The following is a 12,255-nucleotide window of genomic DNA, read 5'->3' on the forward strand; positions in this document are numbered from 1 at the left end:
TGCAGCAAGAATGCGGTGGGCGCGCAGACGTACATGCGGATCAAGTCCACCGTGGAGACCGCGCGGTTGCGCGGTCAGGACCCCGTCGCGGTCCTGACCGGCCTGATGCGCTGACCGGGTGCTCGGCCTTTCGGCCGACCGCTAATCACAGACATCCTGACTTCGGACCTTCCCATCCTGGCGGTGCAGAAAGAAGGCATGGTCTTCATCGTCCTGCTATTCGCCTCAAAGGCGTTCTCTGTCACCCATACGGACTGCGTTTCACTGCGCCACAGCCGGGAAGGTACCGCCTGCGGCTTCAGACCGCGAAGTCCGGTCTGTTGTTCCTGCTCGCGTCCGTTCGGATTGATTGGGTGCAGTCCCGAATCAATCGGAATCCGTACCACAGGTCAGCCCGAGTCCGTATGAGCCTGACCTTCAGCGGAACGGCTGGTCAACTTCGTCCCTCGCCAACTGACCTGTCGGTTACTGTGCATGCAGGAGGAGCGATGGAATACCAGCGCAAACCACAGCGGGCAGTCCCCGCTACCCGGCAGACCAGCACCCACACCCCGGACCCGCCCGGCCTGACACACCTGGAAGCGCAGGGGCGGGCGCTGCAACGCTTCACGGCCCGCCAGCAGACCGCCCAGCGACAGGCCGCCGCGCCCGTGCTGCGCGCCGCCAGCCTCGACCGGCAGGAACAGGACCGCCTGACCAGCGAACGCGCCACCTTGCAACGCCAGATCTCCACGTTGGATAAGGCCGCGCCCGTCCAGCCCTCAACGCAGCCGCCAGTCCCAGCGAAGCCCGTCACGCCCGCCGATTGGGTCACGGTGATGCGTCACCGTGCCGAGGGCGTCGAGGGGCAGCGTCTGGACACCCGCGCCTTCGGGGAATTCCAGACGCTGCAACGGCAGGTGGCGCAGACCCTCGCCCACAGCTTCCGCAGCGACCGGGGCGAGCCCCAGGCCCGGTACGCCGCGTACGGTGAGCACCTCGCCACCCTGCAGCGCCATCCGGTCAGTGCGCCGGTTGCCCGGGTGGTGCTGGGGATGGTGCCCCCATCCGAACGCCTGCCGCTGCAACGCGCGACAGACGAGGCGCTGCAACGCCAGCGGGCGCAGGAACAGGCGGCGCTGAACTTCGGCACCCTGACTTCCCTGCAACGCCAGATGGCGGAACTGGACGCCGAGGCGACCCAGCCTGTCCTGCAACGAATTCAGGCCAGAAGAGGCGCGGGGAACCCACTGCCGGAGGCGATCCAGCGGCACCTGGAGGGGGGCCTGAACTACGACCTGAGCCGGGTGCGCATCCACGACGATGCGGAAGCTGACAAGTTGGCGAAGGGTGTGAACGCGGTGGCGTTCACGACAGGAACGGACATCTTCTTCCAGGCGGGGCAGTTCAACCCGAACACGCAGAGCGGGCTGGAACTGCTGGCGCACGAGGTGACGCACACCGTGCAGCAGAGTCAGGGGCGCGTGGGGACGGGCATTGACCCGGACGCCGGACTGGAGGCCGAGGCGCGCAGTATGGGCGCGAGGCTCGCGCAACATATTGGTGCGATAACTGCAAACACCAATAAGACAAGCCAAAGACCCGTTGCGGCGACGAATTCAGGATTAATCCAGCGCCAAGCAGTCAAGAGTGAGTTCTTTAAAAACGATGTCGTTATGTTTAATTCTTTTACCCAGTCTGATGCTAAAAATGAGCAGGATGTTGTGAGGATTCTTATCGCCAATTCTTTTAAGAGGACAAGCTTTATGTTGTATGGATATGCATATCTAAGTCCAGACTCAAATTTAAGGAAGATGATTGCGGGAAGCAAGAGTAATAAAATATTACCATACACTAGAGCAGAAAATCTGTATGGCGCAGGAAAAAAGTGGCCTAGTTTTCCAAAGGAAGTGCAAAAACTTTTCGAAAATCTCCCAATATCGGCAAGGGTAATTGCGGTTAATCACTATGGCGGCAATTCTTCCTCTTTTCATCATAGATACGGCGGAGAGGCATTCATAGAGGCATTGCCCTCGACTATCTCTATCAGAAAAGAGGTTAAATTCAATTCTATTGGTAATTTTCCTAAAGATCTCCCCTTTAGTAAGGCCAAATCCATTTTTATGGCTAAATCAATGAGTGTATGGTCTAATAAGCACAGCCTAGTTGTTTCTGATTCAAAATCTAAAAAGGTTATGCCAATTGCGATTAGCATTGCTTCGACAAACGGAGGTCGATCTACTATAAATATATTTGGTCACCAAAAAGGAAGATCGAATGCCAACGGTCAAACGTTAAATATTTATGTTATTGATATGTTCGGTAACAGGGATAAGGCTTTTGATTTAGTGGCGGCGCACGAGGTTGGCCACTTCCTGCTAGGCGCCAAAGACGAATACAAGGATATTTTGGACCCTAAAACAGGCCGAGTGATGGGAGCTAAGTCGACAACGAACGATAATTCCATAATGGCTAATTTCTATGAATACCCTGACATGGCGAGATCCCAGGCGAGACATTTCTCTGAGTTAATCGTCAATTTCAAGCAGATGTTCCCTGGGAAAAAGGTATCAATTATATGAGAGTGTTAATTTTCCTCTCTTTTTTTATTCTTGCTTCCTGTGGGAGTTCCGTCGGAGGTAAAGTGATGAGATATGAGATTAAAACGATCGATTCAGCGGTATTGCAGCAGATTTTAATAACTGAAAATAGTGTTTCATACTTCATATTTCTGCCACACAAGAATAAAGCTGTTGAGGGCAAATTGACTCTGAAATCAGATCAGATTACGAAAATCAGACGACTGATTGAAAATACCGAGAGTATTACTTGCAAGCATGAAGTATTTGCTGATGATCAAATCATAGAAATCGAATTACATTCAAAAAAAATAGTATGTAGAGAGTCTGCGCTGCATAGCTATCCCCAGGTATCAAGGCTAGTTTCGGAGTTTAGGAGCTTGACTAATCATATTTTGAAAAGATTGGAAAGATAGAAAATCTCGCTGCTGTTGTCTTTGTGAGATAATGAGATCTTTACACCCCGCCTCGTGGATTCACGTCCACTCGCACCCTCGCCTTCCACGTGCGGGTGTCAAGCACACGCAGGAGTTCGCCCAACCGTGCGTCGTTGCGTGCCCTTAAGAACAGGGGGAATTCCAGACGCTGCAACGGCAGGTGGCGCAGACCCTCGCCCACAGCTTCCGCAGCGACCGGGGCGAGCCCCAGGCCCGGTACGCCGCGTACGGTGAGCACCTCGCCACCCTGCAGCGCCATCCGGTCAGTGCGCCGGTTGCCCGGGTGGTGCTGGGGATGGTGCCCCCATCCGAACGCCTGCCGCTGCAACGCGCGACAGACGAGGCGCTGCAACGCCAGCGGGCGCAGGAACAGGCGGCGCTGAACTTCGGCACCCTGACTTCCCTGCAACGCCAGATGGCGGAACTGGACGCCGAGGCGACCCAGCCTGTCCTGCAACGAATTCAGGCCAGAAGAGGCGCGGGGAACCCACTGCCGGAGGCGATCCAGCGGCACCTGGAGGGGGGCCTGAACTACGACCTGAGCCGGGTGCGCATCCACGACGATGCGGAAGCTGACAAGTTGGCGAAGGGTGTGAACGCGGTGGCGTTCACGACAGGAACGGACATCTTCTTCCAGGCGGGGCAGTTCAACCCGAACACGCAGAGCGGGCTGGAACTGCTGGCGCACGAGGTGACGCACACCGTGCAGCAGAGTCAGGGGCGCGTGGGGACGGGCATTGACCCGGACGCCGGACTGGAGGCCGAGGCGCGCTCAGTGGGGAAACGATTGGCTGCATACACAGTGATGCCGGGCGTTCAGAAGCGTGACATGCTGTCTATAGCGTCTGCCTCTGCCGCCGACAGAGTTCAGCGACAGGTGAATCAACAGCTGCGGCAAGCCAATGCAAATCGCGGCGCAATAGCCAAAGTGCCACAAGCAGCTGAATCTGATGTTTACTATCAGCTGCGGGAGTTCAATAATGGCATTCCCAAGGACCTAACGTTTGATCATGGTTTTTTAGAGGGTGCTGATGGCAAGTTTGATGCTTCTCTGATGGAAAAACCTACTTGGGCAGATAGAAAAAATAGGGCGTTCTGGGTTGCTAAAGCCCAGGCAGCATTAATTCTGCGTCCTGACCTATTTGACAGCATAGCTGCCTATATGCATTTTTTGGAAGCTAGCGGTAGGGAAAGAGATGTTGGTTATGAGAGATTCCTGAAAAATGATCCTGCTGGAAAAGTAATAAGCAAATCTCTCATCAGTAGTGTCCAGAGAGGAATAGGTGAGCGCATTTTCTTTGCCGAAGGATTGAAAGAAGGCGAGAAGTATACTTCTGCTGGCTCTACGCCTATTATTACTACCGGAAGCGCGAACCAGATGTACCCTTACCCAGCAACTGAGAACTGGCAAAAGACTCTGGGCTCTCATCCGTTGTGGGCTGATGCTAGCTGGACATTCGTATATTCAAAAGCTCAGTATATAAAGGTCAGTGCTACTGTGGAAATCAGAACACGCGATATGTATAATTTTAACCCGGGCTCTAAAGATATCGCTACTGGTTCGCCTGACGCTATCAACGGGAGATTCGAAGTTACCGGACTTGGCAAAGAGTATATAAATTACGGGTATGCGAAGAGAACTGTCAATTTTCTATTCGACAAGAGCAAATTTTTTGACAAAGTTTGTGGATCAATCGAAGTCTCCTGCATTCACTCCCCCCAATCCAAGATGAATATAAAGACACTATTGTGCATTATGCTTTCCTGTCTTTCTTTAAGCAGCTGTCGAGATCAGGGGCAGGGTAGTATTGAACAGTCTGGGAAAATTGCTGACAGGGAAACGGGTCAGCAAGTTGTTTACGGTGGGAAGATTGAAAGGTTTTTCAAGATTGACGATGTCAGTCAGATTGGTTGGCTGGCAGTCAGTCAGGGGGTGGCTGGGCTGGCACCGGGGCCATCAGATTACTTGCTGTACGCGGTGTTTCCGTTCGCTGGGTCGTTGCCGGGGGGCTCCTATCCAGATGCGGTCGTTGACGGGCAGGTGGTCAAGAGTTTTGCGGCCGCGAGGATCGATCTGAAAGGCTTCCTGACGGAGGGTAAGCATGTGGACGCCTCATCGCTGGTACTGACTTCAGATGTTCCTGTGTTGGCGCTACAGCGGGACGGGATGGTTTTCATCGTCCTACTGTTGGCTTAGCTGGGGGAGCTGCTGGAGGCCACTACAGCCCCCCTCGTGGGTTCACGTCCACTCTGACCCTGGCTTTCCAGGTGCGGGTGTCCAGCACGCGCAGCAGTTCGCCCAGCCGTGCGTCGTTGCGGGCGCGCAGGAACAGGTGGTAGGGGTACACGCCGCGCAGGCGGGCGACGGGGCTGGGGGCGGGGCCGAGGACTTCGTGGGTGGTGGCCCCGGCGCCGTGCAGGGCGTCGGCGAGGTCCTGGGCGGCGGCCTGGGCTCTGTGCTGGTCGCGGGCGCTGATCTCGATCTGGGCGAGGCGGGCGTGGGGGGGGTAGTTCAGGGCGGCGCGGGCGCGTTCCTCGGCGGCGGGGTAGGCGAGGGTGTCGCGGCCGTCCACCATGACTTTCAGGGCGGGGTGGTCCGCCTGGAAGGTCTGCACGACGGTCATGGGGGCGCGGGTGGGGTGCCATTCGGCGAGTTGTCGCAGCAGTCGGTGGTAGCGTTCGCTGGCGCGGAAGTCGCTGACGTTCAGCCACGTGTCGGCCAGGGTGACGCCGATCAGGGCGAGGTTGGGCGGCGCCTCGTGCGAGAGCAGCAGTTGCGTGCCGACGATCACGCCGCTCTGGCCGCCGTACAGGGGGCTCAGGTCATCCTGGTGGTCCCGGTCGAGGCGGTAGACGGGAAAGCCCGGCAGGAGTGTGCGGACTTCCTGGGTGATCCATTCGGTACCGGGGCCGCGCGCTTTCCACATGCGGTCTCCGCATTCGTCGCAGCGGTCCGGGACGGGCTGGTGGTACCCGCACTGGTGGCAGGTGAGTTGCCGGGTGTCCTGGTGAAAGCGCAGCGGCACGTCGCAGTGGCGGCACTGGGGTGTGTGTTCGCAGGTGGGGCAGCGCAGCAGGGCGCTGTATCCGCGCCGGGGGGCGAGCAGCGCGGCCTGCCGTCCGCGTTCCTGCACCTGCCGCAGCACCCGCGCGAGGTCGTGGCTGATGGGGTAGCCCATGTCGGCGGGGGCAAGGTGCGCGCCGGACAGCGGCCCGATCTGGGGTTGTTCGGGAGGGTGGGCGTAATCCACGACGTGCACGCGGGCGCGGGGGGGTGGGAGGACCGCGCCGGGATGCGGGACGCTCTCGGCGGCGGGGGCGGCCCCCACGTATGCGAGGGCGGCGTCGTGTGCGGTGGCGAGGCGGGCGGCCACGTCGGGCAGGAAGGCGCGGCTGCCGCTCAGGAGTTTGTGCGCGTCGCTGGCTTCCTCCAGCACGACGATCAGCGCGGGGTCGTGCAGGGGAGCGCTCAGCGCGTGGCCGCTGCCGATAACCAGCCGCGCGTGCCCGCCCCGCACGCGCTGCCAGGTGTGTTCGCGTTGCGCCTCGGTCAGCTGGCCGCTGATCTGCGCGGCGTGCGTGCCGCAGGTGCGGGCCAGGCCGCTCAGGTGCTCCCAGGTGCGGCGCAGCGTGGCGGCGTCCGGCGCGAGGATCAGCACGCCGCGTCCCTGCCGCAGCAGCCGCCCGATGCGGGGGGCCAGGGCGGCGGCGCGGCTGGCAGGGCGGCCGCCGTGCAGCCTCCAGACCGGCGCTTCGGGAAGCAGGTCGGGCCGGTCAGGGTCGGGGGCGGTGGCGGCGGGCTGCGGCAGGGCCGGGGGCGGAGCGGGAACCTGGATGGTGTCGGCCCAGCCGCGCAGGGCGAGCGTTCCGGCCTGCGTGCCGCTCAGGGGAATGCCGGCGGCGCTGGCCCCGGCGGCCCAGGCGGCGTAACTGTCGGCGGGGCCGTGGGCGCGCAGCCACTCCCACGCGGGCGGCGGGGGCCGCTCGGTGCTGACGTATTCGGCCGCTCCGGCGTTCAGGGCGGCAGTCACGACGCCGGCGCTGACCCCGGCGCCCCGTGCCCAGGCGCTCAGGGTGTCGCAGGGGCCGTGTTCCGCGAGCCACGCGGCGGCCTGCGCCTGCCTGGGCGTCAGTGTTGACCTCTGGGGCGCGGGAGGGGTCACGGCGCGCAGGACAGTGACCGCGCGGCTGGCGGGCGGGACGTGTTCGGGCGCGCGGGCCTCGACCACGCTGTTCAGGCGGGGTTGCGGGGTGAAGCGTTCCTCCAGCAGTCCCTGCTCGCGGATGGCGTCCAGCAGGGCCGGAGGGAACGCGCCCGCGTCCGTCCAGTGTTCGGTGGGCACGCGGCGGGCGAACGCACTCAGGTCACTGCCCGGCACGGCGCGCACCAGGTGGGCGGACGCGGCCGTCCAGCCGACGCCCAGCAGGTCCCCCCAGATCAGCCCGGCGGGAATGCGGACGTCGTGCGCCCAGCCCTGCACGCCCCTCACGGTCGCGGACGGCACCCACGGCTCGGCCGGGTCGTCGAGCAGGTGCACGGCCTCGCGCAGGCGGTGGGCGGCGCGTGGGTCGCCCTCGCCCACCACCAGCCCCACCACCAGTTCACCGCGCCACGGCACCAGCACCCGGCAGCCCAGCGGGACCGCCCCAGCAAGGCCGTGCGGCGCGCCGAAATCGTACGGCGGCACCGGCAGGTTCACGGCCACCTGCCACGGTTGCGCAGAGGGAGGGGCGGCCGGGGTCACGTGCCGCAGGCTAGCGCGCCGCGCCCGGCCGTTTCCGTGATCTGCGCCCCACGCCCCACGCCCGAACGCCCGAACGCCCGGCCGCCGGGGGGCTGGGCCGTTTCGGCAGGTCTCCCGGCCGGGCGCGCTACCCTCCGGGTGTGACGCTGCACCCCGCCCGCCCTGCCCCCGCCCCGGTGAACGTCCGGACCGGCCTGCTGCTGGGCGTGATCTCGGCCCTCACGTTCAGCACGCTGGGAGTCTGGGGCAAACTGGCCGGGCAGGTGGGCCTGGAGTCTTTCAACGCGCTGGCGTGGCGCTTTGGGCTGGTGGCCGTGCTGCTGCTGCCGCTCACCTCGCGCGGACTGAGCGGCGCCGACCGCGTGCGGATGCTGGGAGTGGGCACGCTGTACACGGCCGCGACCATCTGTTACTTCGGGGCGCTGGGGCGCGTCACGGCCGGCGCGACCGGATTGCTGCTGTACCTCGCGCCGGCCTTCGTGATTCTGCTGGCGTGGCTGTCGGGGCGCGCGCCGCGCCGCACGCAGCTGGGCGCCGTGAGCCTGGGCGCGGCCGGGCTGGCACTCGTGATCGGTCTGCCCGGCCCCGCCGACCGGGACCCGGTGGGCCTGCTGCTGGGCGCGGGGGCGGGCGTGCTGTACGCCTCGTACCTGCTGGCCAGCGAGCGGCTGCTGGCGGGCGTACCGGCGCTGGCTGCCACGGCGCACATGGCCCTGGTGGCGGCGCTGGTGTTCACGGGACTCGCGGCGGGCGGCGGCACCCTGGGCGTGCCGGACACGGCGGCGCAGTGGGGCGTGATCGCGGCCATGGCCCTGCTGCCCACGCTGATTGCCGTGCCCGCCCTGTACGGCGCGGTGCGGCACCTGGGCGCGGCGCGCACGAGTCTGCTGGGCACGCTGGAGCCGCTGTTCACGGTGGCGCTGGCGGGCGCGGTGCTGGGCGAGCAGCCGGGACCGGGCGTGGTGCTGGGCGGCGCGCTGATCCTGGCGGGCGCGTTGCTGGCCCAGTGGCCCGCCCGTCCCGTCCCGGCCGCACAGAGGCGGCGGGTCAGCGGCCGCTGAGGGTCACGGTCAGCGGCTCGCGGGTGGGCTGTCCGGCCAGCGGGCGGGTCGCCCCGACGACTCTTAAGCCCGACGTGTCGTTGCTGCTGGCCGGGAGTTGCAGGTGTAGCAGTCGCGTGCGGCCCCCCTGCACGCTCAGGACGCTGACCTTCAGTTCCCCGGCGCGCACGCAACGGGCATTTATGGGGCAGCGGCTATCCTGCGCACGCAATAGTGTCACGCTGGCGCTGCCGAGTGTGGCCGTCTGGCCCAGCGTAAGTGAGACCGTGGCGGCCTGCGCGGCGCCCAGGGCAGAAGCACCACTGGCGGCGAGAACGAACAGCAGACGCGACAGGAAACGGGTCATGCCGTCACTGTGCCCTGCGAAACTGAGGGCAGCCTGACCGGACGCCCCGGTTCTGCTTCAGCCGGGCCTGCTTCAGTCGGGTCTGGTTCAGTCGGGTCTGGGCGCGCCGCCGTGGTCGCCCCCCCCGTGGTCTGCGCCGCAGTCGGCCAGGGCACGGAAGCTGGCGGCCTTGCTGCCCAGGCCCATCTGGTCGTAGCAGCCCGCGAGTTGCAGCGCGAAGAACTCCACGGCGCGGCAGTCCTCGCGGCGTTCAGCGACTTCCAGGCACGTGCGGTAATGCAGCACGGCGAGGTGATACTGGGCGCTGCGGGCAGCGTGCTCTGCGCGGCAGTGGCTCATGCGGAGGGACACGATGTCGCTCTGGGCGCTGATCACGGCGGTCATGAATGGCAGTGTAGCCACGACCCGCCGTGGATGAATGAAAGATGAATCAGGTTTGACGGTACGAAATGTGCGTCTATACCGTTGTTTTTCGCTGTCGGCAAAATGATAGGGAGTCATACGGACTCCGCTAAATTCCGCCGCAGTCGCGAAGGGGCGTCGGCTGTTCCTCCTCGCATCCGCTCGGATTGATTCGGTGCAGTTCCGAATCAATCGGAATCCGTATCAGACGATGCTGGCGCGCACGCCCAGCGTGCTGAGGTTCACGTCCAGCAGGCGCACCTGCAGTTCGGTGTTCAGCGGGGCGGGGGTGCTGGTGGGCAGGTCGAAGGCCAGGTCCGGGATCAGCAGGGTCGCCTGCGGGCCGCGCCGGTCCACGACCACGGCGTTCCATACGCGCCCGGGTTGCGCGGCAATGAAGCGCAGGGTGTGGTGGCGGCGGCTCAGGCGCTCGGCCTGCCGGGTGCCGTCGGCGTTCAGGCCCGCCTGCGCCACGCGCGCGGCCACATCCTTGCCGCTCAACGGGTCGCGGCCGGTCAGGTGGGCGCGCAGTTGCTGGTGCACCACGAGGTCCAGGTAGCGGCGCATGGGGCTGGTCGCCTGGGTGTACAGGTCCAGACCCATCCCGGCGTGCGGGCCGGGCGCCGGTTGAAAGCGCGTGCGTGACAGCGTGCGTCGCCGCGCCCAATCGGCGCTCAGGCCGCTGCCGCGCACCTCGCGCTGGGGTGGGTCCTGCGTGGCGAACGGCAGGGGGATGGCGTGATCGTCGGCGTAGATGGCGGCGCCCCAGCCGGCCAGGGTCATGCATTCCTGCACCACGGCGCGCATCTCGGGTTTCGGCAGGGGAGTAACGAGGGCGCCGTCAGGTCCGGCCTTCACGCGCACCTCGGGCAGGTCGATGCTCAGGGCGCCCTCCTGCGTACGCAGTTCGCGGCTGGCGCGGGCCAGGCGGGCCAGGGTCACGAAAGGCTCCTGCGCCCCGTCCAGCGCGCTCTGCGCCTCGGTGTAGGTCAGGCGGGTGACACGCACGGTCGTGAGTTGCACGTCCACGGCGTCGGCGTTGCCGTCCTCGTCGAGGTCCAGGCTGATGCTCAGGGCGGGCGTGGTGGGGTGTAGGCCCAGGCCGGTCTTCTCGACCAGTTCGTCGGGCAGCATGCCGATGGTCTGGTCCGGCAGGTACAGGGTCGCGCCGCGCGCGCGGGCCTCCAGGTCCAGTTCGCTGTCGGCGGGCACCAGGGCGGCCACGTCGGCCACGTGCACCCACAGGCGGGTCAGGCCGCCGCTCAGGGCTTCGATACCCACGGCGTCGTCCGGGTCGCGATTGCCCTCGTCGTCGATGGCGTAGGCGCTGAGGTGCGTCAGGTCCAGGCGGGGTTCGTCCGGGAAGTCCGGGACACCCAGCGTGACGGGCTGCGTGGTGGCGCCCAGGCGGTCGGCGTAGGGGGTGCGGCTCTCGTCCCACAGGCCGGCGCGCAGCAGCAGGGCGTGCGCGGCTTCCGGCGTTTCCGTGAGGCCCAGGTCGCGCAGGGCGCGGCTCTTGGCCTGCTTGCCGCGTGCCAGCAGTTCGATTTCCGTGCGCTGCGCGGAGCTGAGGTCGGGGGCGGTGGGAAGGCTCATGGCTCAGAGCATAAAGCAGGGGCGTGCGGGGCACGGGCGAGCCCTGCGTGGACGGGAACGCCCGCGATCTCAAGGAGGTCGAGCGGGTCCTGGGCGTCTGTGACCCACCGTCCGTTACCCCCCGTGACCCCACCGTCCGCGCCCACTTCGACACGCCGCTGCGGCCCATCGGCTCCGAAACCGAACTGGCCGACCCGCACGCCGAGGTCCTGAGCAGCCTCGAACGCGGCGAGATAACGCCCGAGGAAGCCGCCCGCAAACTCCGCCGCTGAATGGGGGGAGTACCGGCCGAAATCCACGCTCAGGCGGTAGGCGGGTCTAGGCGTGCCGCGGGTGGGTTCGGCACTCAGCACGCGGCCTAGGCGGATGTCCAAGCGGTCGAGGGTGTCGGCGGGCGTGACGGTGTCCCTGAGGGGGGTGGCCATGCGGCCAGCGTGGCACGCGCCGGGTCAGCGCAGGGTGCCCAGGTCGGGCCAGCCCATGCGGAGTTCGCGCAGGTCGCCGTCACGCTTCTCGCCGCACTCCAGGCCGCCCTGCCGGGCGTACCAGGAGCGGGTGGGGTTCACGTCCAGCACCCACAGGGCCATGCTGCGGGCGCCGCGTTCCCGCAGGGCGCCCATGACGGCGCGCAGCAGTGCCTGGCCGGTGCCGTGCCCCTGCGCGGCCCGCAGGGCGTACAGCGTAAACAGCTCCGAGTCGAAGCCCGGGTGGTCGCGCGCTTCACCCGCCGAAGCGAAGGCGATCACGGTTCCGTCCGCTTCGGCCACGCGCACCACGTCCTGTCCGGCCGTGATGTTCTGCGTCCAGAACTGGGCGCGCCGCGCCTGCATGTCGGCGCCCGTCATGCGGTCCAGGAACTCGCCGGGCATCAGGCCTGCGTACGTTTCCCGCCAGCTCTGAACATGAATAGCGGCAATGGCAGGGGCGTCGGCGGGCGTGGCGGCCCGAATGAGGGGCGGGGTGACCGGGATGGGCATGGTTCAGGGTAAGGGAACGCCGCCCCGGATGGCGGCGCAGGTGCGGCGGGTGTGACACGGACTGCCGCTCCACTGCGCCACAGTCGGAAGGGCGCCGCCTGCGGCTCCATACCGCGAAGGGGCGTCTGCCCTT

The 12,255-nt window shown here is 65.1% G+C and carries 10 protein-coding genes; 4 read left to right on the forward strand and 6 right to left on the reverse strand.

What is annotated here, in order from left to right; translation table 11 throughout:
• Window positions 1-404 precede the first annotated feature (404 nt).
• Window positions 405-2,561: a DUF4157 domain-containing protein gene (locus QZ271_RS12275; protein ID WP_291431878.1), complete on the forward strand. Its 2,157-nt coding sequence runs from the start codon at window positions 405-407 to the stop codon at window positions 2,559-2,561.
• Window positions 2,562-3,014: 453 nt separating this feature from the next.
• Here the strand turns inward: QZ271_RS12275 and QZ271_RS12280 are convergent, their stop codons facing one another.
• Window positions 3,015-3,254 carry a hypothetical protein gene (locus QZ271_RS12280; protein WP_291431879.1) on the reverse strand — a complete coding sequence of 80 codons (240 nt, stop codon included), beginning with the start codon at window positions 3,252-3,254 and terminating at the stop codon, window positions 3,015-3,017.
• Between the two features lie 24 nt (window positions 3,255-3,278).
• Here QZ271_RS12280 and QZ271_RS12285 point away from each other — a divergent pair, with 24 nt between their 5' ends.
• Window positions 3,279-5,192, forward strand: coding sequence for a DUF4157 domain-containing protein (locus tag QZ271_RS12285; protein ID WP_291431881.1), 1,914 nt, complete (start codon window positions 3,279-3,281; stop codon window positions 5,190-5,192).
• Window positions 5,193-5,214: 22 nt separating this feature from the next.
• On the opposite strand, the gene priA is transcribed toward QZ271_RS12285, so the two are convergent.
• Window positions 5,215-7,740 carry a primosomal protein N' gene (gene priA / locus QZ271_RS12290; RefSeq protein WP_291431883.1) on the reverse strand — a complete coding sequence of 842 codons (2,526 nt, stop codon included), beginning with the start codon at window positions 7,738-7,740 and terminating at the stop codon, window positions 5,215-5,217.
• 140 nt (window positions 7,741-7,880) lie between these two features.
• Here priA and QZ271_RS12295 point away from each other — a divergent pair, with 140 nt between their 5' ends.
• Window positions 7,881-8,801, forward strand: coding sequence for a DMT family transporter (locus QZ271_RS12295; protein ID WP_291431885.1), 921 nt, complete (start codon window positions 7,881-7,883; stop codon window positions 8,799-8,801).
• On the opposite strand, the gene QZ271_RS12300 is transcribed toward QZ271_RS12295, so the two are convergent.
• From QZ271_RS12300 to QZ271_RS12310, 3 genes are all read right to left on the reverse strand, one after another.
• Window positions 8,788-9,147, reverse strand: a complete 360-nt coding sequence (locus tag QZ271_RS12300) for a hypothetical protein (RefSeq protein WP_291431887.1) — start codon at window positions 9,145-9,147, stop codon at window positions 8,788-8,790. The genes QZ271_RS12295 and QZ271_RS12300 overlap by 14 nt on opposite strands.
• Before the next feature lie 87 nt (window positions 9,148-9,234).
• Window positions 9,235-9,531: a hypothetical protein gene (locus QZ271_RS12305; RefSeq protein WP_291431889.1), complete on the reverse strand. Its 297-nt coding sequence runs from the start codon at window positions 9,529-9,531 to the stop codon at window positions 9,235-9,237.
• Between the two features lie 222 nt (window positions 9,532-9,753).
• Complete coding sequence (locus tag QZ271_RS12310) at window positions 9,754-11,145, reverse strand: ribonuclease R family protein (RefSeq protein WP_291431890.1); 1,392 nt, start codon at window positions 11,143-11,145, stop codon at window positions 9,754-9,756.
• A gap of 23 nt (window positions 11,146-11,168) precedes the next feature.
• Between QZ271_RS12310 and QZ271_RS12315 the strand changes: the two genes are divergently transcribed.
• The gene (locus QZ271_RS12315; RefSeq protein ID WP_291431892.1) at window positions 11,169-11,417 is read left to right on the forward strand and encodes a hypothetical protein; all 249 of its coding nucleotides are present in this window, start codon (window positions 11,169-11,171) and stop codon (window positions 11,415-11,417) included.
• Window positions 11,418-11,594: 177 nt separating this feature from the next.
• Here QZ271_RS12315 and QZ271_RS12320 read toward each other — a convergent pair whose 3' ends face one another.
• A complete protein-coding gene (locus QZ271_RS12320; RefSeq protein WP_291431893.1) occupies window positions 11,595-12,122 on the reverse strand; it encodes a GNAT family N-acetyltransferase in 528 nt (175 codons plus the stop codon).
• Between the last annotated feature and the right edge of the window lie 133 nt (window positions 12,123-12,255).

The organism is Deinococcus sp. (assembly GCF_018260555.1).
In the GTDB taxonomy this organism is placed as follows: domain Bacteria; phylum Deinococcota; class Deinococci; order Deinococcales; family Deinococcaceae; genus Deinococcus.